Annotated in this window: 17 protein-coding genes; 11 read left to right on the top strand and 6 right to left on the bottom strand. The window is 64.3% G+C overall.

What is annotated here, in order from left to right; genetic code table 11:
* Window positions 1-50: 50 nt before the first annotated feature.
* Both AC50X9_RS14330 and AC50X9_RS14335 read left to right on the top strand, forming a co-directional pair.
* Window positions 51-1145 (top strand): MFS transporter, encoded by a 1095-nt coding sequence (locus AC50X9_RS14330; RefSeq protein WP_494894421.1) that lies wholly within the window; start codon window positions 51-53, stop codon window positions 1143-1145.
* A 295-nt stretch (window positions 1146-1440) separates the two neighbouring features.
* Entirely contained in the window at window positions 1441-1791 is a 351-nt protein-coding gene (locus AC50X9_RS14335) for an aminotransferase class I/II-fold pyridoxal phosphate-dependent enzyme (protein WP_494894422.1), read from the top strand.
* A gap of 379 nt (window positions 1792-2170) precedes the next feature.
* Here the strand turns inward: AC50X9_RS14335 and AC50X9_RS14340 are convergent, their stop codons facing one another.
* Window positions 2171-3121, bottom strand: coding sequence for an SDR family NAD(P)-dependent oxidoreductase (locus tag AC50X9_RS14340; RefSeq protein WP_494894423.1), 951 nt, complete (start codon window positions 3119-3121; stop codon window positions 2171-2173).
* Window positions 3122-3158: 37 nt separating this feature from the next.
* Between AC50X9_RS14340 and AC50X9_RS14345 the strand changes: the two genes are divergently transcribed.
* On the top strand, window positions 3159-4775 hold the full coding sequence (locus tag AC50X9_RS14345) for an FAD-binding oxidoreductase (protein ID WP_494894424.1): 1617 nt from the start codon (window positions 3159-3161) through the stop codon (window positions 4773-4775).
* 27 nt (window positions 4776-4802) lie between these two features.
* Here the strand turns inward: AC50X9_RS14345 and AC50X9_RS14350 are convergent, their stop codons facing one another.
* Window positions 4803-5777 carry a helix-turn-helix domain-containing protein gene (locus AC50X9_RS14350; RefSeq protein ID WP_494894425.1) on the bottom strand — a complete coding sequence of 325 codons (975 nt, stop codon included), beginning with the start codon at window positions 5775-5777 and terminating at the stop codon, window positions 4803-4805.
* 309 nt (window positions 5778-6086) lie between these two features.
* Between AC50X9_RS14350 and AC50X9_RS14355 the strand changes: the two genes are divergently transcribed.
* From AC50X9_RS14355 to AC50X9_RS14365, 3 genes are all read left to right on the top strand, one after another.
* A complete protein-coding gene (locus AC50X9_RS14355; protein WP_494894426.1) occupies window positions 6087-6665 on the top strand; it encodes a TetR/AcrR family transcriptional regulator in 579 nt (192 codons plus the stop codon).
* Between the two features lie 345 nt (window positions 6666-7010).
* The gene (locus tag AC50X9_RS14360; RefSeq protein ID WP_494894427.1) at window positions 7011-8231 is read left to right on the top strand and encodes an acetyl-CoA C-acyltransferase; all 1221 of its coding nucleotides are present in this window, start codon (window positions 7011-7013) and stop codon (window positions 8229-8231) included.
* A complete protein-coding gene (locus AC50X9_RS14365) occupies window positions 8228-8641 on the top strand; it encodes a hotdog fold thioesterase (RefSeq protein WP_494894428.1) in 414 nt (137 codons plus the stop codon). Before AC50X9_RS14360 ends, AC50X9_RS14365 begins: the two co-directional genes overlap by 4 nt.
* 146 nt (window positions 8642-8787) lie before the next feature.
* Here AC50X9_RS14365 and AC50X9_RS14370 read toward each other — a convergent pair whose 3' ends face one another.
* Window positions 8788-10107, bottom strand: a complete 1320-nt coding sequence (locus AC50X9_RS14370) for an NADH:flavin oxidoreductase (protein ID WP_494894429.1) — start codon at window positions 10105-10107, stop codon at window positions 8788-8790.
* A gap of 322 nt (window positions 10108-10429) precedes the next feature.
* Between AC50X9_RS14370 and AC50X9_RS14375 the strand changes: the two genes are divergently transcribed.
* The 4 genes from AC50X9_RS14375 to AC50X9_RS14390 are packed head-to-tail and all read left to right on the top strand — an operon-like array spanning window position 10430 to window position 13792.
* Complete coding sequence (locus AC50X9_RS14375) at window positions 10430-11416, top strand: ABC transporter substrate-binding protein (RefSeq protein ID WP_494894430.1); 987 nt, start codon at window positions 10430-10432, stop codon at window positions 11414-11416.
* Between the two features lie 49 nt (window positions 11417-11465).
* Window positions 11466-12221: an ABC transporter permease gene (locus AC50X9_RS14380; RefSeq protein ID WP_494894431.1), complete on the top strand. Its 756-nt coding sequence runs from the start codon at window positions 11466-11468 to the stop codon at window positions 12219-12221.
* On the top strand, window positions 12218-12979 hold the full coding sequence (locus AC50X9_RS14385; protein ID WP_494894432.1) for an ABC transporter permease: 762 nt from the start codon (window positions 12218-12220) through the stop codon (window positions 12977-12979). The genes AC50X9_RS14380 and AC50X9_RS14385 overlap by 4 nt, the downstream gene beginning before the upstream one ends.
* A 12-nt stretch (window positions 12980-12991) precedes the next feature.
* Window positions 12992-13792, top strand: coding sequence for an ABC transporter ATP-binding protein (locus AC50X9_RS14390; protein WP_494894433.1), 801 nt, complete (start codon window positions 12992-12994; stop codon window positions 13790-13792).
* Window positions 13793-14523: 731 nt separating this feature from the next.
* Here AC50X9_RS14390 and AC50X9_RS14395 read toward each other — a convergent pair.
* From AC50X9_RS14395 to AC50X9_RS14405, 3 genes are read right to left on the bottom strand one after another with little or no spacing between them, the layout of a single operon-like run.
* Window positions 14524-15552, bottom strand: coding sequence for an ABC transporter permease (locus tag AC50X9_RS14395; protein ID WP_494894434.1), 1029 nt, complete (start codon window positions 15550-15552; stop codon window positions 14524-14526).
* The gene (locus AC50X9_RS14400) at window positions 15549-16508 is read right to left on the bottom strand and encodes an ABC transporter permease (RefSeq protein WP_494894435.1); all 960 of its coding nucleotides are present in this window, start codon (window positions 16506-16508) and stop codon (window positions 15549-15551) included. Before AC50X9_RS14400 ends, AC50X9_RS14395 begins: the two co-directional genes overlap by 4 nt.
* Window positions 16505-18013, bottom strand: a complete 1509-nt coding sequence (locus tag AC50X9_RS14405) for a sugar ABC transporter ATP-binding protein (RefSeq protein ID WP_494894436.1) — start codon at window positions 18011-18013, stop codon at window positions 16505-16507. Before AC50X9_RS14405 ends, AC50X9_RS14400 begins: the two co-directional genes overlap by 4 nt.
* Before the next feature lie 127 nt (window positions 18014-18140).
* Between AC50X9_RS14405 and AC50X9_RS14410 the strand changes: the two genes are divergently transcribed.
* Entirely contained in the window at window positions 18141-19397 is a 1257-nt protein-coding gene (locus AC50X9_RS14410; protein ID WP_494894437.1) for a substrate-binding domain-containing protein, read from the top strand.
* Window positions 19398-19404 lie beyond the last annotated feature (7 nt).

The following is a 19404-nucleotide window of genomic DNA, read 5'->3' on the forward strand; positions in this document are numbered from 1 at the left end:
CAGACGGGGGCGCAGTAGTTGCTATCGTGCTGCTGGCAGACTCCATGGGGATGCCCGGATGGTTGGCCGGCCTGCTGGGTGCCTCGATCACCGCACCCCATCTGCTGGGACCATTCATCGCCCGAAAGCTGGATACGGCCCGTGACGGGCGCAAAGTCATCGCCTCCTCCGCTATCCTCCACGGGCTGCTCCTCGGGGCCGCAGCCCTGCTCATGCCAACCGGAGCATTCTGGCCGGCCGTGCTCTTGTTTGTCTCCGGGGTCTTCGGGCCGATGCTTACCGGCGGGATCAGTAGCCGGTTGCCCTCCATTGCCGGACCGGAACAACGCAGCCAACGCAGGGCACAAAGCTGGGACGTGGCTACATACGGGCTCAGTGGAACCCTGGGGCCCGCCGCCGTCGCCTGGATAGCGGCAACAACAGATCCGCTCACCGCCACGATGGCCCTTGCCACAGCGGCTGTCCTCGGGGCCGGAGCCGTCCTCGCACTCCCCGGACAAGAACCACCCCGTCATGCAACCAAGGTGCCATCGCCAGCACAGACGCTCAGCCGCATTTTCAAGCACGGTCCGCTCCGCCGCACCCTGGGGCTCACCGTGGCAGTGGCGTTCTCAGTCGCCGCCTTACCCATCTACGCAGTGGCCATCGCTCCTGTTCTGGGCGGAGGCCCAACCGCGGGATTACTCGTCGCCGCCTATGGGGCAGGGAATCTCCTCGGATCGGCCGGCCTTATGCTCCGGCCGCTTCGCGGTGACGCCGACCGGCTCATGAGCATCCTGGCTGTCTTCGTAGCGGCAATGCTAACCGCAGTTATCTTCACCCCAACACTGCCTGCTTCACTCGTCGCATTCCCCTTGGCTGGGGTTGCCAACGCGCTATTCTTTGCAGCTACTCTTGCAGCCCGCAGCGAATTCGCCCCCATCGAATCCCGCGGCCAGATCTTCATCTGGGTCGGAGCGCTCAAGATCGCCGGTGGAGCAGCAGGAACCGCAATGGCCGGTGCGATAGTGGGCGTTGCCGCCTGGGCACCGCTCGCTCTGGCCACAACACTCACCGCGACGGCCGTAGCCGTCAGCATCGCTGAAAGAACGGCCGGACCCCGGCGCCAAACGCGTAAAAGTGAAGAATTCAATGGGGCACCTTAGGGACGCTCGTACGGAGTACCAGGATCCGATCCCTGGAGGTCGCCCCTGCGCAGACACGGGCGTGGTACGGGTCGCTGACGCTTGGGTATACCGAATCGCCAGGCCACCAGGAACTGCGCGAGTTGGCTGCTCAAGCCTCCGACGGTGAATCCGGGTCGGCCGTCCAGATTCTGCGGGTGCGACTGAGGCTGTGTTCGTCCTTTTGAACGCTGTTCTTGAGGCAGGCGACCACGTGATTGTTATTGGTCCGACCTACTAGCTCCTGATCGACGTTCCGGGGGCAATCCGTGCCGCCGTGACTGAGGTTCGCCTCTGCCGGGCGAACGGTTGGGAGCTGGATATTTCTGAGATTGGGAACGCTCTGCGGCCCAATACGCGGCTCGTTGTCGCGGACTCCCCCCATAACCCCACGGGATCACTTCCTGAGCGGGAGGTCTTCGAGGAACTCCTCAATCTTGTCGATGGAACCGACACGTTCCTAGTCGAGGAACTTGTCGGTGATTGCTGCGTTCTGGGTAACGGTTCAGCCAATACGGACGCCGGCCATACCCCGCACTTGGGATTCTCCCGCGACCGTGAGGGCGTTGACGTCATGGCAGCAGCAGATGGAAGCCGGCATTCCGGATCAAGCTGGATCCCACGATAGATTTCGTCACTGAGCAGATGGTTTCGGCAGTCTCCTTGGCTGCGGGGCTTGGGCGGTGATGCCCGGCGGACCTGCCGAACCGGACCTTGCAGACACCGAACTTGCCCGATCTGCGCACGTGCGCGTCGGTTGCGAAATCGATGGTCTGCAGGTGCCGCAGCTTATTGAACCGAAGCCCATAGGAATCGGGCCACCCAGTTGGTCCGCCAGTGCGCTGACCTCTCGAGGCACTTCACGGGCCCGGCCCCCTTCGTGAAGTGGCATCCAGCCGGCGTTACGCCGTGCCATGTAGGAGACAGCACGACACTAGCGGCTCGGTGCCGGAATCGAACAGCCAGTGGGATTAGCCGATTGCAGGTTTTCTTCGTTCTCGCTCGACCTACATCATCGCGCTGGCTCCGCCGTCTACCACCAAATGGGATCCCGTGACCCATTTCGCCTCCTCGGAGGCGAGGTAGAGGCCTGCATACGCGACGGCGAGTGGGTCCCCGGGCTTGCCGTCAATCGTTCGCTCTATGATCGGGGCGACCGGTGCGTTCTCGCCGAATTCCTCGAACATCGCGAGTACCGGCGGAGTCGCCATGACACCAGGACTTACGCAATTGACGCGAACGCCGACGGCGACACCCTCGGCCGCAAGCTGACGAGTGAGAGCGATGACGGCCCCTTTCGCGGCAGCATGGGCGGCCTGCGGCAGGGCCCGGGCACCCTGGATCCCGGCTCCAGAACCGATGTTCACGATCGCACCGCCGACGGCGGCAAGGTGCGGCCAGGCGCTTTGGCAGGCATGCCACACCAGGTCCAGCTCGTTCTGGATGGTGAACCGGTAATCCACGTCGCTCATCTGTGCGAACGGCGCGAATTTCGGCATGCTGGCGTTGTTGTAGAGGACGTCGATGCGGCCATGGCGTTCGATTGCGCCGCCGACCCAGCGATCGATGTTTTCCCGGTTGCCCAGGTCCATCGGTGCGCTTGATTCGATCGCGCCTCCGTCGGCCTCCACCAGGCGGACCGTCTCCTCGGCTCCGTCGGCATCGAGGTCGCAACCAAGAACAGTGGCACCCTCGCGTGCGAACAGCCGGGCGGTCACCCGACCCATCCCGCCGCCGATGCCTGTCAACAGGACTATTTTTCCTTCCAAACGACCGTTGGCCATGGTTCCTTCTCCATTCATCTCGTCATATGTGTGGGCCCCATGCAACCACGGCGCGAAGCGGCAGTGGCCAGGAGCGCGACGATGGTGCAGTTCGTGCACGCTTCTGTGCACGAACTGCACCATCGGTCCGCAATCTCGCCGCTCCGGCCCCGTAAGGCGCAGGATGAACAGCACGTGTTACACGACACACCCGCATCAAAGGAGATGTTGAATGATGAGTATCACCCCCGAGACGTCGACTCGCCCGCTGCCACCCGGCGTCACCGAACTGGACCTCGAGAAGGCACTCGTGGCGTTCGCCGCGGCGATCGGTGCCGACAACGTCGCGACCGATGCCAATTCCCTTCAGGACTTCCAAGACCCCTTCCAGGTCCCAGGTTCGGCTACAAATCTTCCGTCTGCAGTCGTTAGCCCAACGAGTACCGAGGACGTCCAGGCGATCGTTCGGATTGCCAACGAGTATCGCGTCCCGTTGTGGCCCATCGGCCGTGGAAAGAACAACGGATACGGGGGAGCTGCGCCCCAGGTGCGCGGCTCCGTGATGCTCTCGTTCCGGGAGATGAACCGCGTGCTGGAGATTAACGAGGAACTTGGCTACGCGATCGTGGAGCCCGGGGTGAGCTGGTACGACCTCCACGAAGCGATCAAGGCCGGCGGACACAACCTCGTCGCCTCCATCGTGGACATCGGCTGGGGAGGCGTCGTCTCGAACACGCTCGAGCACGGGCTCACCTACATGCCGTACTCGATCGACCAAGCCTCACACTGCGGCTTCGAGGTGGTGCTCCCCAACGGCGACCTCATGCGCACCGGCTCGGGTGCAATGGATAACAACCCGACCTGGCCGCTGTACAAGCGCGGCCTCGGTCCGACGTCGACCGAGATGTTCATGCAGTCGAACTACGGCATTGTCACGAAGATGGGCTACTGGCTGATGCCGAAGCCAGAGGTATACATGCCGCTCTGGCTGCGCGTCTGGGATGAGGCGCAGATGCCCGCCGTAGTCGATGCACTTCGCGAGCTCATGCTGGCCGGCACCATCGATATGCGCCCGCAGCTGTCGAACACCCTGTGCATGGCCTCGATGCTCACCACACGCGCCGAGTGGTACACCGGTGAGGGCCCGATGCCCGAGGAGATCATCGACAAGATCGCCAACGAGATGGGACTGGGCCGCTGGATGATGCGCTTCGCCCTCTACGGCGACGAACCGGTGGTCGACCACAACTTCGAGAAGCTCAATGCGCGCTTCCTGCAGATTCCGGGCGTGGATATCATGGGCCAGAAACACGGGCCAGACGCCTGGGAGACGCTGCCCAACCCGCACGAGCGGGTGCAGATTGGGGTGCCGAGTCAGGATCTCTACAAGATGGCCGGATGGTCAGGCGGCGACGAAGGCGGCCACGTCGACTTCTCGCCGGTCATCCCGCTCACGGCCCAGCACGCGATCGCCGCGCAGAAGCTGATGGCCGAGATGTGCGCCGAGGTGGGCCTTGATTTCCTCGGTGGCATGCTCCCGATCAACGCTAGGTCGACCACGTTCATCAACGTGATCCCCTTCGACACGAAGAACCCGGAGCAGGTCGCCAAGGCGTACGCCCTGGCCAAGCGGATGGTCGCCGAGGCGGGCAAACGCGGCTACGGCGAATACCGGGCACACCTGTCCTTTATGGATCTCGCGGCCGACCAGTTCGGCTTCAACGACCACGCGCTGCGGCGTTTCAACGAGACGATCAAGGACACCCTAGACCCGAACGGGATCATCGCCCCGGGCAAGTCGGGGATCTGGGGCACCCGCCTGCGGAAGGCTGGTTTCCCCCAGGCCTGATTGCGCATCTCCGGGGGAGCCCCCGCCCTAACAAACGGGCGGGGTCTTCCCCATCGGCTCCGGCAGGTGCCTGGCGTCCCGTGGCGCACAGCCGTTGACCTCGCGGAAGGCCCTGCTGAAGCTTGCCGGATGGCGGTATCCCCACCTCATCGCGACCGTCGCGATCGTCGTTTCCGGGGAGCGCCTCAACTCGCCAACCGCACCCTCGAACCGGCGTTCGCGGATCCAGGCCGACACTCCGGTGCCGGAGGCTGCAAAGAGCTTGTGGACGTAGCGCGTGGACACGTAGTGGGCCTGCGCAATCCGCTCTGGCCCGAGTTCCGGGTCGTGCAGGTGGTCCATCACATACCGCTGCATCCGGGCGAGCAGTGCCTCCGGGCGGGAGCGCGTGTCGGAAATCTCCTGCGCATCGTACATGCTGCGAAGCAAGGGGAGTAGCATCTGTGCAGCGCCTTCCCCATCAAGGCTCGAGAGTCCACCGCCGCTCGTTGTGGTTCGTGCCAACTGTGCGAGGAACGGGGTTGCCGGCCCAGTAAGCCGTCCAAGACCCGAGTCCACCCGCGTCGCGGAACGCCGGGCGATGCCCTCGGCCTGCGCTCCTATGAACCATTTTGGAATGCTGAATACGAGCACCTCGAAACCATCGCGGCCCTCAAAAGTGGAAGGCCGCGACGTATCCTGGCACGCAATGTCACCGGGGCGAAGAGCACAGTTGCGATCGTCCTGTTCGATATGGACCGTGCCTCTGGTCATCAGATACAGCAAGATGCACTCCGGATCGGCGGCGGCGACCATCCGCTGCGTGCGTGCCACCCGGTGCGCAAGCCCTTGGATGGACTGGACCCTGACCGGCCCGACCTGGCCACTGGCCAAGCGGGCCTCGAAGGAGGGCGCCCCGACCGATTCAACCTGCATGGGGAAGAAGCGTTCGGCGATTCCCGCCGACCAGTAGTCCCGCCGCTCTGCCGGAGGAACCGACCGCGTATCCAATACGGAAGTCATCGGTCCACCTCGGATGAGGTTCCGAGACAGATTTGCGGTGCAGGCATGCACATGCCGAGTAGAGAAGGGCGGCCCTTGCCGGCAAAAGATGCAGTCACGGCATCTCCTTAGAAGATTCGATCCGTTTCGTACTGATTGTAAGGTGGGTCACAACGCAATGCAATGACGCCGCTTCATCTTGCGTGCTGGCGCAGGCCACCCATTGGCGGGCAGCCCGTCGCACCTATGGCACGCTGCCGGAGCATTGAATTCGGACGAATTTGATCGTGTACGTTTCGTATTGAATGACGTTGCACGTATGGTTGACCCATGGCAGTCAGAAGTGAAGAAAGTCGTCGCTCGATTTTGGAAGCGACCATGAAGTTGCTCGAAGATTCAGGGCCCAACGGATTCACGGTGCAAAAGCTCTCGATCGAGCGTATTGCCCGCGAGGCTGGCGTCAGCAAGACCACCATCTACAGGTGGTGGTCGAGCAAAGTTGCCGTGGTTATCGATACTTTCTTGGACAACCACGTCGCGCGGACTCCGGTGCGCCAGGACGTTCTCGCGATCGACGCACTTCGGGAGCATATGGCCTCCCTTGCAGAGGTCTACGCGGGCAATGAGGGGCGGCTCGTGGCGCAACTCATCGGTGAGTGCCAGCAGGACGAGGCAGCGATGGCTGAATTCAAGAAACATTTCTGGACGCCGCGCGCGCTGGTCGTTACGTCGCTGGTCGAGCGAGCCATAAGCGAGGGGTCGATGCGCAAAGATCTCGATGCCCCGGTCGTCACGGAGCTGCTATATGCCCCCATCTACTTCCGACTGTTGTTCCAATCGGGCCCTCTTGACGCCAAGGCCACCGACTCCATCATGCAGGCGGCCCTTGAAGGTCTCGCCGCACGATAGCGGCCTCAAGACCTCCATAGTTCCGTCCGGGCACATGGGCCCTGATGAGCGCTGTGGCCAAAGAACTGACCGGGCAACCTTTCAGGTCGCAAGGACTGCTCGCGCCTCCATCTAACATCTTCGCAACCGGTAGGGCGCACTTCGGTCATTCCGGTCTACGTCTCGGCAAGTTCCAGGAGAGATTTGGGCCTTGTGCTATACGATACGGATCGTATATATTCGGGAGATGCTGAATGCACGAGCTGTTCCGCGCCTGTTGCGAATGCGTCCCGGTCTATGTCGCACGTCCCGGCTCTTAGGGCCGGCCGGGCGTGCATGCGGGCCACAAAGAAGGGAAACACCATCTTGAACACCGCCATTGCTCCAAATGACGCGGTTGTCGTCGCCTACCGCAGGACACCGATTGGCCGGGCCCGAAAGGGCTCGCTGGCCGGGGAGCGACCCGAAGACCTCGCGCTGGCAGCTATCCGGGGAGCGCTCGCGGCCATTCCGCAGATGGACTCCGCCGAGTTTGCCGATGCCTACGTGGGTTGCGCGGTCCCGCAGGGCGCGCAGGGCGACAATATCGGACGCCGGGTCATGGTGCTGGCGGGAATGGATAGCGTCCCGGCGGTCACCGTGAACCGCTTCTGCGCGTCATCGTTGCAGGCCACCGCGATGGCGGCCCAGGCCGTGCGGGCCGGCGACGGGGAAGCGTTTCTGGTGGCGGGCGTCGAATCGACCAGCTCGACTCCTCCCGTGGTGGAAAACCCGCACCCTGGCTTCGCGGACGCGGCACGGCGTGCCGACGACGTCTTTGAATCCGGTAAGCCGTGGGCCGACCCCCGCGAGCACGGGCAGCTGCCCGACGTGTACCTCTCCATGGGCAAAACCGCCGAGTTCGTGGCACGCCAAACCGGCACCACGCGTCGCGACCAGGACGAATGGGCTCTGGAGTCCCAGCTCCGCGCTGAACGGGCGATCCGCTCCGGGTACTTCGCGCGCGAGATCGCGCCGGTGACCACGGCTGCCGGCACCGTGGTGACTGCCGACGACGGCCCGCGGCCGGGAACAACCTGGGAGGCACTCTCCGGCCTTAGGCCTGTCTTCCACGAGTCCGGAACCGTCACCGCGGGCAACGCCAGTCCGCTCAACGACGGCGCATCTGCCTTGGTTGTCATGAGCGCCAGGCGTGCCGGTGAACTCGGATTGAAGCCGCTGGCCCGCGTCTTGGGCAGTGCCGCCAGCGGCCTTTCACCGGAGATCATGGGACTGGGCCCGGTGGACGCATCCAACCGCCTTCTTGATCGCCTGGGCCTCTCGATTGGTGACATTGACATCGTGGAGTTGAACGAGGCCTTCGCTGCCCAGGTGGTTCCCGTGGTCCGGAAGCTGGGCGCCGATCCCGAGCGGGTCAACCCGTATGGCGGGGCGATCGCCTTGGGCCACCCCTTCGGCGCGACCGGCGCACGGCTGGTCGGAACGCTTATCAACGGATTGCAGACCATCGACGGTGCGCTCGGCCTGGCCACGCTCTGCGTGGGCGGCGGCCAGGGCATGGCGATGGTAGTGGAGAGGCTCGCATGAACCCGGCAACGCTCATTGACGAGCCGGCCCGCTCGATGCTTGCCGCCGACCGCGCCTTGGAAGGCCTTGGCATCCGGGTGCTGCGTGCCAGCGAGGGCCGAGCCACTGCGGTCCTGACGGTTATGCCCGAAATGGCCAACGGGCACGGGATCGCCCATGGAGGGTTGGTCTTCGCGCTGGCCGACACGGCGTTCGCCATGGCCGCAAACACCTTCGGCGCCGGAATCGCGACTGCGGAGGCTTCCATCTCCTACATTTCCCCGGCCCGCATCGCCGAGGAGTTGGTTGCGTCCGCCGAAGTGACCTTTCACGAGGGCCGCCGGATGATTGTGGATGTCAGCGTGCGGGCGGGGGAGCGGACCGTCGCCATCTACCGCGGAACCGGCAGGGCCCTGCGCCCCGCGGACTGAGGCTTCTGAAACAACTGCCGATACAAGACGGCAAGACATATGTGTGTGCCCGGGCTCCGAGTCGGAGCCCGGGCACACACGTATTTGTGCCAAGGTTGCCGCGCGTCGGCCCCCATGACGGCGGGGGCCGACGCGCGGCAAAGGCGTCAGCTCTTGGAGGCCTTCGAGCCGGCGGTCGCCAGTTTGTCGGCGATGCCCATGAGGACCGGGGACCCGGTCGCGGCGATCAGCAGGCCCTGGATCGGACGCTGAAGCTTCACCGAGACTGGTTCCTTGGCCCCCGCGAGGACCGCTTCGCGTCCCATGGCCGGGTTCTTGTGGCACCTCACCGGCACGTTGAAAATCAGGCGGCGCAGGCAAGAGTTGTCGTGATCACACCACACAATCTCATCCTGTCGTCCCTGGAGGACCTTGTTGGGGAATTCCGGATCGGCCAGCATCTGCCGGGCCAGCATGATTCCGTCCGCGAATCCGGCGGTGATGGCGTCTGCGCACTGTTGTGGGTCGTAGGTGCTGCTGAGAAGCAACGGAACCTCGGGCATGGCGGCGCGGAATGCCTGTGGCTCTCCGTGCTCCAGGATTGCGCCCGAAAAGGAGGTGACGTTGTTGTCCATCGACTCGTAATTCGCATCGCTCAGGGCGATATATCCAATCCCTTCCCTCTCAATGATCGCCGCGACTTCCGCGAAGCCTTCGGGTCCCTGGCCATCGGGAAGGTGGTCGTTCGTACTCATCCTGAGGCCCACCGGATATTCGGGGCCGACTTCGGCCCGGATCGCTCGAATCGTGTCGACAAGGATGCGGGCGCGGTTCTCGGCGCTGCCGCCGTATTCATCCGTCCTCCAATTGGTGCGCGGTGAGAGGAAGGAGGAATAGAGGTAGCGCATGTGTGCGCCCAGTTCGATGCCGTCGAAGCCGGCCGCCTTGGCACGCCGCACCGCGGCGACGGTTTGCTCCTGGACTTCAAGGATTTCCGCCTTGGTGATCTCCTCCGGCGTCGGGTTCGTTCTGCCGCCTGGAATGTAGAAACCGTGCGGCAGGCGGGGTGCGGCCATGCGGACGGGCTTTGGGCTCGCAGCCCGCGTGGGCCGTCCCTCGCCGGGCACGCCCATGGCGCCGAAACTGGGGAAGATCTGGGCGAAGATGGGTACATCGTGCTCGTGCACGGCATCGACCATGCGCTTCAGGCCCGGAGTGAATTCGTCGCGGTCGAAGCGCATCAGTGGCCGGAACGGTGCTTCCTGGTTGCCGCGTTCGGTGGCCACGCCGCCGCCGATGATCAGCAGCCCCGCGCCACCGCGTGCGCGCGTGGTGAGGAACGCGATCGTCTGCTCGCTGGGATGGCCGTCCTTCGTCGGCTGGAGCACGGCCATGGGGCTAAGCACATAGCGGTTCTTGATTGTCAGGCCGTCGATTTTCCAGGGGCTCGAGAGGACCTCGGCAGCGGTGGCGGTCTCGGGGGACATTTGTTCTCCTTGGATTGTCAATGGAATCTGGATGAAGTCATTTATCCATTATCAAGTTCGAGTCGTGTCGTATCGTATCGCGTTTGTGCCGTATTTCATATGGATAGCCCGAAAGGGCTTGGTTCGCGCTACCTGTGCCCACTTTCCCTTGGCTAGGTCGTCTCGGTGTCACCTCCTGGGATTGCCGCGAAGGTGGTTGTTGCAGCGATTTTCGAGCCGCTCGTAACGCTCGAAAAGACGATTGACTTCATGACGCGCGTCACATACGGTGCTATACGAACCGAATCGTTTCGAATGTTGCGTCGTTCATCTAGGAGTGCCAATGCCCAGACTTTCCCGAACCCTCACCGCGATCTCCGCACTTTCGGCCGGTGCATTGCTTCTGGCCGGGTGCTCGGCCAGCGGCCCAGCCCCGCAGGAATCGGCCGGAGCCCCCGTGGCATTGGCCGTCGGCGTGACGCCGATTGCCAATGCTGCCCACGTCTACATCGCAGAGCAGCAGGGGTTCTTCGAGGACGAGAATCTGGATGTCACCGTCACGACGATTCAGACCGCGGCCACCGCGATTCCCTCCCTGCTTAACAATGAGCTTCAAATGGCGCTCATGACATCCGTCCCCATCGTGACGGCTGCCTCGAAGGGGCTGCCGATCAGGGTCGTTTCCGGCAGCGACCGCTATCCCCTGGATCCGAAGCATGACACGACCGCGCTGGTCGCGGCACCGGGTAGCGGCGTCGGTTCCGTGAAGGACCTCTCCGGAAAGACGGTGGCCGTGGTCGGCCTCAAATCGGCGCCCGAACTGGCCCTGCGAGTGCTCCTGAAGGACTCCGGCGTCGACCCCGAGCAGGTGAAAGTCGTCGAGATTGCCTACCCGGACATGGTTCCGGCGCTTCAGTCCAAGCGGGTGGACGCGGCGTTCGTCGTCGATCCGTTCCTTTCCAAGGCGCGCGCCGCGGGCCTACAGGTGATCGGGCGACCGTTCACCGAGGGGATCGGCGGGATGAGCGCGTTGGAGTGGGTGGCCAGCGATGCGTTCACGAAGTCCAACCCGGACGCCGTCCAGCGATTCACCAAGGCCATGAAGCGTGCCGGGGAGTATGCGAATGAGCATCCCGAGGCAGTGCGCAAGGTCCTCCCGGAATTCACCTCGTTGTCCCCGGAGGCCATTGAGAAGTCCGTGATTCCCACCTATGACACAAAGCTCGGCGTGGAAGACATCCAGGCCTTTGCTGACCTGATGGCCAAGGAAGGATTCATCAATGACGGCTACGACCCGGCAAAGCTCATCTGGACCCCTGCAGGCAGCTGAGGCACCGAGCAAGCCCCGGCCGCGGAAGCCCGCGTTACGGCGGGGGACCATGAACTGGCTGTCCCAGCTGGGCGTCATCGTGCTGGTGCTCGGGGCATGGCAGGTGGCCGCGGCCACCGGGCAGCTCGGTGCGGTGCCCACGCCGCTGGCTGTCGCCGGCGCGGTGCTGGGACTTCTCCTGGACGGCTCCGTATGGGGACCCCTTGCCGAGACCCTGGCTAGCTGGTTCATCAGCCTGCTGCTGGCGGTGGTCATCGGCGTGATCATCGGGTTTCCACTCGGCGTGAGCCGAGAGACTTACCGGATGTCGGTGGTCACTCTCGATTTCCTGCGGACCATCCCCGCATTGGTCTTTGTCCCGCTGGTTGTCCTGCTCTACGGTGCGGGACTGCAGAGCACGATACTGCTGGCATTCTTCGGAGCAGTGTGGGCAATGGTCATGCAAACCATCTACGGCGCGCGCGACCTGGACCCCGTGGCCCGGGACACTTTCCGCTCCTTCGGCGTCCGCCGCTGGGACACGGTGACCCGGCTTCTGCTCCCGACGGCACTGCCGTATATGGCCACAGGTGTCCGGCTGGCTGCAGCGATCTGCCTGCTGATTTCGATCAGTGCGCAGATCGTCATCCCTGCCGGCGGATTCGGGGAACAGATCGTGGTCCACCAACTCAGTGGTGCGCTCCCGGAGATGTTCGCCTACATCGTGCTGTGCGGGGTGCTGGGCATGGCCATCGACTCAACGTTCCGGTGGTTCGAACGCAGCGTTCTGGCATGGCATCCGTCGCATCGAAAGGTCAGCTCATGACGCAAAGGATCACACGGTTCCTCCTGCCGGCGATCGTCCCGGCGCTGCTCGTTGCACTGTGGTGGATGGCAAGCGCCGGGAGCACATCGATCTTCTTTCCTCCGCTCGCCAAGATTTGGCAGAGGTTCCATGAGCTGTGGATCTTCGACCTCGTTGGCGAGCACGTGGTGTCCAGTCTCAACTCGGTACTGATCGGCCTCGGCATTTCCGTCGTGCTGGGAGTAGGCCTGGGCATCGTGCTCGGGCTGAACGACGCCATCGCCACGGCCGTGGGACCACTGCTCCAGTTCATGCGCTACCTGCCCGCGGTGGCAATGTTGCCGCTGGCCATCCAGCTGATGGGCATCGGTCCCGACATGCGCGTGCTGATAGTGGTGCTGGGTGCCCTGTGGCCGGTGCTGCTCAACACCATCGACGGGGTCAGGGGCGTACACCCCGCGCTGGTGGATGTCGCAAAGTCCAACCGGCTACGCCCCATCGACTGGGTCTTCCGGGTGGTCGTTCCCAGTGCCTCCCCGCAGATCTTCGCAGGGATCCGGGCGAGCCTCGCGGTTTCGGTCATCCTAATGTTCGCCAGCGAACTGATGGGGGCCTCGCAGGGGATCGGCTATTTCATCTTGGAGACCCAGCGCCAGTTCTCGTTGCCCGAGATGTGGTCAGGCATGATCCTGCTCGGCGTCATCGGCTATTTACTCAATGTCATCCTCTTGCTCGTCGAGCGATTTGCGCTCGACTGGCACCGCGAATCGCGAAGCTGAAAGCAGGTCCACATGCAATCCATATCGACGCCCATTCTGGAAGCTGACGGGATCGGCAAGTCCTTCGGTGACAACCAGGTCTTGTCCGACGTCACCTTCTCAGTGGCGAAAGGTCAATTCGTCTGCATCGTGGGTCCCTCAGGCACGGGAAAGACCACGCTGCTGCGCGCCTTGTCGGGGCTGGGGCCCGCGAACAGCGGAGAAGTGAGGGTCAACGGGCGCGTAGTTGTGCAGCCACCTGCGGAACTTGCGGTCGTGTTCCAGGACTACAGCAGGTCCCTCATGCCCTGGATGAAGGTGGGCCAGAATGTCGAGCTGCCGCTGCGGCGGCTCGGACTCTCGCGAGAGGAACGCCGGAAACGTGTGGAACAGGCGCTGCGCGATGTGGACCTTGGACATGCCGAAGAGCTGTATCCGTGGCAAATGTCAGGCGGCATGCAACAGCGCGCGGCGATTGCCCGGTCCCTGGCCTATCGCCCCGAGATCCTAATCATGGACGAGCCGTTCGCCTCCGTTGATGCACAGACCCGGGCGGACCTCGAGGACCTGATGCTCGATATCCGCGACCGTCTAGGAGTCTCGATCGTCCTGGTGACACACGACATCGAGGAAGCGGTGTATCTCGGAGACAAGGTCATCGTCTTATCGGGTCGGCCGGCCTCCGTGGCCGCCTCGGTCGAAATCCCGCTGGGCACCGGCCGCGACCAGATCGAGACCAAGTCCCGTCCGGCGTACCTTGAGCTTCGGGCCGAGATCCACCGGATGATCATGAGGAAGTCCGACACCGTGGCGCCCCAAAGGGCGCCCCGATGACCCCCATGGCGCTGCCTGATTCTCCTTGAAAAGGTATGGGCACTCGGAGCCGACAGGTTGTTGAAGGCCCGGGCGATTAATTCGCGCCCGGGCCTTTCTTGTATCCAGTCGATGCGCAGGATCGTTGAAACGCCTCGGGGCCATGAGGCTCACTGATTCAATGACGTTCCAGCATGGGGTGCGCAGATGCCGCGCGCACTTCTACCGGCAGCACCCTCAGGAAATCGTTAACCACGAGCATCATGTCCTTTGGGCCCCCGCAGCGATCGATGGCGGGGGCTTTGCCTGCTTCGCCACCGATAATTTCGTGGGAAATCCGTTGCAAACAACAGCGGCAGTGGCTATGACGACACACCTTCGCGGATAAACCGGCAGCCTCCATACCGCCCCCGGTTGGGGGAGCGGTCGGCGAGAATTTGGCTTCGTCGCACACGATCATAAGCAGGTATGCCGCGACGCGGTGGAGGTGGCTGCCTCACGGAATGCAGTGTTGAGGCACCTTGTTCCGACCGATGCCCCGGTTTCGCGGTGCCGCAGCGCAGAAGGACTACTTGGGTGGCTCACCGTCGGGGAGAACCCGATGGGCTTCGGCGCGGGTTCTCCGCAACGGAGAGCGGCAACAGGGCCGCCGGCTTCGGCTATCTGAAGCGCACAGGAGCGCAGACGGGGGACGTCCCGGCCCGATGGGCCGAGCATCCCCCGTCTGTCTCATCAGAAACCAGGACCGGGACTCAGAACCTGTCGCGGACGTGGCGTTCCCGGCCGTACAGCGAAACCACGGCAAGGATGATGATTCCGAAAATGATGCGGCTCTGCGCCTCGGAGAGTCCGTTGCTCACGATGATCGTGGACAAAAGGGTGAGGGTGAGTGCGCCGAGCAGCGTCCGCGTGTAGCTGCCGCGAATCGAGCCGAAGATCGAGCCGCCGACGAGAACCGCGGCCAGGCCAGAGAACAGATAGGGTTCCCCGATGGTTTGCGACCAGCCCGAGCCGTAAGAGGCAATGAAGATGCCGGCGACGCCGGCCAGGGCGCCTGAGGCCGCGAATACTAAGGTCCACACGGCTGAGGTGCGGATCCTCGTCAGCCGGGCGGCGCGGAAGTTGACTCCCGTCGCATGGAAGCGACGTCCGGCCGCGGTGCGGTTGAGGAGAATCCACATGCCCACCCCGCAGAGGAGCACGATCAGGATGATCGGCGGGAACGGCATGCCGAAGGTGGTTCCCCGCAAACTTGCCAGGGAACGGAGCGCCTGCGGCGGGGCGGAGGAATAGTCGCCGTCGGCGAGGAAGAGCGTTGCGCCCGTGAGGGCAGCGCCGGTGCCCAGCGTGACGACCAGTGGCTGGACCGCGAAGCGGTGGCAGATCCAGCCGATCAGGGCACCGATGCCGCCGCAGACCAGGACGGTGATCAGCACGGCGACAACCGCCGGGACCGCGAGCTTGCCCGCGACGTTCGCAGCCATGAAGGCGCCGAAGAGGATGTAACCCGGCACCGCCAGGTCCAGTCCTCCCAGTATCACCACGAGCGTCTGGCCCATGGCTGCCAGGGCCAGCAAGGACGTAATGACCAGTATCGAGGTGACGGACCTGGGGTTTGCGATGGCCGGTATGGTGACCACCAGCCAGGCCGCCAGGGCCAGGACGACGAGGACCTGCAATGCCGGTACCTCGAAGACCCAGGCCCTGAACCGGGTCCAGGCCATCTGCCGGGCGGTTGGTGCGTGGGGTGTTTCCGCGGGGGACAGGGTGTCACTGGTCATGATGCGTTCCTCTTCAAACGGGGGGCCAGCAGCGTCGCGCCCAGCACGACGCCGACGACGAGGACGGCGCCGTAGGCGAATTGGATGAGGCTGGGGGCCACGCCCGAGGCGGTGAGCAATTGCTGCAGGAGATAAATGGAGACCGCTCCGAAGAGTGCGCCCAACAGGCCGCCGCGGCCGCCGGCCAGGCTGGTTCCGCCCAGGACTGCGGCGGCGAGCCCCAGCAGTGCATAGGTCGAAGCGAGCGAAGACTGCGATGACTGCACGAGTGCGGTCAACGCAATTCCGGCGATCCCGGCAAACAGGCCGCCGAGGGTGTAGGCCAGGATCCGGATCGCCTTGATGTTCACCCCGGAACCGTAGGCGGAGACATCGCTCTCGCCGGTGGCCAGGAGGTTGCTGACAAAGGCCGTGCGGCGCAGCGCGAACCAGATCAGCCCGGCGACGCCGATCGTGATGAGGGCACCAGGGACGATGCCGATGCTCCCGGCAAAGACCTCCGTCCAGTTGTCAGGTGCGGCCACCGGGTTCTGAGCGATGGTCAGCGACAGGCCAACGAGCAGGAACAGCATCCCGGTGGTCGCGACCACCGGGTGCAGGCGGACGACGACGACCAGGATTCCGTTCAGGGCTCCGATCCCGGCGGCCACCGCCAGGATGATGGGTGCCGCGAGGTGCCAGTTGCCCAGCCCAGCGGGAATGAGGATTGCGACGAACAGGCAGTTGATGAACGTGGCCAGTGGGCCGACCGAAATGTCGATGCCACCCGCGAGGATCGAGGGCGTGGAGGCGAATCCCACCAGCACGAACGGCGCCAGGGTGGCCAGGGTGCCGGGGAGGCGCGCGGGGGAGAGGAAGGACGGTGAGACGATCACGTTCAGCACCAGCAGCACCAGTGCGAGAAGCAAGGCAAAGGCGAAAGGCCAGCGCTGGAACAAAGTCAGGACGCGGTTCATGTGTGCACCTCTGATTTCTGGCCGAAGTATGCGGCGACGATGGACTCGGTGGAGAGCTCGAAATGGGGGATCTGGGCAAACACGGATTGGTCGCGGAAGACCAGGACGCGGTCAGCGAGGTCGACAAGCTCGTCGACCTCGCTGGAGAGGATCACGACGCTCATGCCTTCGCCGCTGAGCCGGTGCAGGATTGCGTAGATCTCCCGTTTGGTCCCGATGTCGACCCCTCTGGTGGGGTCATTGAGCAGCAGGACTTTGGGGTCGGTGGCAAGCCAGCGCGCCAGCAGCACCTTCTGCTGGTTACCGCCGGACAGGGTGGAGATGGCTTCGTGCGCGGCGCCGAAGCGCAGGGACAGGGAGCGGGCGAAGGCATCGAACCGGCGGGCACTGCTGCGGGTGTCCAGCAAGCCGCCGCGGCGGTCCTTGGCCAGGGTCGGCAGCGCGAAGTTTTCGCGGATCGACATGGACTCGAACAGCGACTCCCCGCGTCGTTCGCGCGGCAGGTAGGCGACCCCCAGGGCATCCCCGTTGCGCTCGGTAAGCTCCGCGGCGCCCCCGGGGAGGAGGCGGACGACGCTGCCGGGCCCACCGGCCACACCGGCCAGGCGCTTGATGAACTGGTCCTGTCCGTGGCCCTCGAGCCCCGCGAGGCCCACAATCTCGCCGGCGCGCAGCTCGAAGTCGATGGGTGCCGAGGCCGGCGCAAGGCGGACGGCCGCTCCCTGAAGGATGGTGTCCCCGGCATCATGCGGTTGCCGCCGGGTCTCGGCATGGCCGGAGTTTCCGGTCATGTCCGCGATCAGCCGGTTAATGGACAGATCCGACCTCTCCACGGTGGAGACGCTGCGCCCGGACCGCAGGACGGTGACCCGGTCCGAGATCTCCGCGACCTCGTCCATGCGGTGCGAGATGAACAGGATGGCGGTCCCCTCGGCTGCGAGCCGGCGCATCTCGACGAAGAGCCGATCGCGGGAGCTGACATCCAGGGAGGCTGTCGACTCGTCGAGGATGAGAACCTTGGGCTTGCGCACGAGTGCGCGGGCAATGCAGAGGGCCTGCCGCTCGGAGAGCGAGAGCTGCCCGGCCGGAAGATCCAGCGGGATCGCGCCGGCAATGCGCGTCAGGACGTCCTGCGCGATTGATCGCTGCTCGGCGCGGCCCAGCCGGCGACGAAACGTTCCGTGGGACCCGAGCCAGACATTCTCGAGGACCGATTGGCTCCCCGCGGTGAGGACTTCCTGGAACACCGTTGCAATCCCCAGGTCCAGGGCCGCTCGGGGCGATCGGCTGGTTACGGAGACGCCGTCCAATGTGACGGTGCCGGAATCCGGGCGGTGGACGCCTCCCATGATCTTGACGAGGGTACTCTTCCCGGACCCGTTTTCGCCCAGGAGCGTGTGGATCTCGCCCGGCCGGAGGTGGAGGTCGCCGTCGATGAGGGCGCGGGTGGCACCGAAGCGCTTGCTCACCCCGGCGAGCACCAGTCCGGATGGTTGGTTGTTCACGGCGGATCTCCTTTGAATGGCCGATAAATGTGTCGCAGGTCATATTCGAAACTAGACGAATCGTACCGCATGCATCTACTCTGATGCCATACGATACGAATCGTTCATTTTGCAAGGAGATTAATCAATGAAGAAGACCTCTTTCCCCCGTTTTACGACTGTTGGCGCCGCGATTCTGGGGGCCGGCACCCTCGTTCTGACGGGCTGTTCGGCGTCGGCGCCAGCGGCCCCGGGCTCCGCCGGAGGGGCCACACCCGGGCCGGCGTCGTCGGCGGCCGCCGGGACCTGCGGGTCGCTGCCGACGGGTACGGCGAACGATCCGAATGGCCTGCTGGCCGGTGTACCCAAGGAGATCGCCGCGGGCTACAACCTCTACCCCTACGAGATCCGGAAGTCGGCATGGGCCGACTACAAGTCGAAGAAGACTGACGGTTTCACGGCCGCGATTGTGGGCATGCCACCTGCCAGCCCGTTCATAGCCTCCATGTCGGAGGCGATCCGCTCGAGCCTCAAGGCCAATGGTGTCAAGATCGTCGGCGACTTCGCCCCGGACGACCCGTCGAACGTGCCCCTGCAGCTCCAGCAGTTCAACGAAGCGCTCTCGCTTAAGCCGGACGTGATCATCTACACCGCCATCGCACCGGAGCCTTCCGTGGACCTGGCCAAGGCAGCCCATGACGCTGGCATCCCGCTGGTCGCCGCCCAGATTCCGATCGATTCCGAATACGCCGTCAGCGTCACGAGGAACACCCCGCTGGCCGTCGCCCAGGTCACCGCCGGGACAGTGGGAGCACTCGGGGGCAAGGGGACCGTCCTGCGCGTCGAGGGCATCCCGGGGATCCCTGCCTCGACCTTCGCGAACCTGGGAATCGATGCTGTCCTGGATAACTGCCCGGAGGTCAAGGTCACCGGGTCGGTCACGGGCTTCTTCCAGCCGGCAAAGGCCCAGGCGGAGGTCCAGAAGTTCCTGGCGACCAACCCTGCCGGGGTTGACGCCGTTCTCCAGGCCGGAACGATGGGCGTAGGCATCCGCAACGCCTTTGAGGAATCAGGCATGGACGTGCCGCCGATCGCGGACGACGGATCGAGCCACGGCTTCTCCTCCTGGGCGCTGGCAAACCCGGACTACCCGTTCTTCGGCACCACGACCCCGTCCGTGCGCACCGGTGAGGCAGTGGTCGACGTGGCGCTGCGCATCCTGAAGGGCGAGGGCCCGAAGATCAACCAGATTGTTGAACCCTCGGTGATCGTCTCCCGGGAGAACCTTGCCAAGGTCGCGGACCGCTCGTGGGACCACAATGATCTGACCGACTTGGCTGGCGCCCCGGAGGATTACCTGCCTACCGATCGCCTCAACGAGTTCTTCGCACACCCCGGCAAATAGGGATGGT

This window comes from Pseudarthrobacter sp. HLT1-3 (assembly GCF_059383535.1).

Coding starts and splice junctions, on each gene's coding strand:
- AC50X9_RS14330 (WP_494894421.1), top strand. CDS start 51: ATGCCCGGATGGTTGGCCGGCCTGCTGGGTGCCTCGATCACCGCACCC.
- AC50X9_RS14345 (WP_494894424.1), top strand. CDS start 3,159: ATGATGAGTATCACCCCCGAGACGTCGACTCGCCCGCTGCCACCCGGC.
- AC50X9_RS14350 (WP_494894425.1), bottom strand. CDS start 5,777: ATGACTTCCGTATTGGATACGCGGTCGGTTCCTCCGGCAGAGCGGCGG.
- AC50X9_RS14355 (WP_494894426.1), top strand. CDS start 6,087: ATGGCAGTCAGAAGTGAAGAAAGTCGTCGCTCGATTTTGGAAGCGACC.
- AC50X9_RS14365 (WP_494894428.1), top strand. CDS start 8,228: ATGAACCCGGCAACGCTCATTGACGAGCCGGCCCGCTCGATGCTTGCC.
- AC50X9_RS14370 (WP_494894429.1), bottom strand. CDS start 10,107: ATGTCCCCCGAGACCGCCACCGCTGCCGAGGTCCTCTCGAGCCCCTGG.
- AC50X9_RS14375 (WP_494894430.1), top strand. CDS start 10,430: ATGCCCAGACTTTCCCGAACCCTCACCGCGATCTCCGCACTTTCGGCC.
- AC50X9_RS14380 (WP_494894431.1), top strand. CDS start 11,466: ATGAACTGGCTGTCCCAGCTGGGCGTCATCGTGCTGGTGCTCGGGGCA.
- AC50X9_RS14385 (WP_494894432.1), top strand. CDS start 12,218: ATGACGCAAAGGATCACACGGTTCCTCCTGCCGGCGATCGTCCCGGCG.
- AC50X9_RS14390 (WP_494894433.1), top strand. CDS start 12,992: ATGCAATCCATATCGACGCCCATTCTGGAAGCTGACGGGATCGGCAAG.
- AC50X9_RS14395 (WP_494894434.1), bottom strand. CDS start 15,552: ATGACCAGTGACACCCTGTCCCCCGCGGAAACACCCCACGCACCAACC.
- AC50X9_RS14400 (WP_494894435.1), bottom strand. CDS start 16,508: ATGAACCGCGTCCTGACTTTGTTCCAGCGCTGGCCTTTCGCCTTTGCC.
- AC50X9_RS14410 (WP_494894437.1), top strand. CDS start 18,141: ATGAAGAAGACCTCTTTCCCCCGTTTTACGACTGTTGGCGCCGCGATT.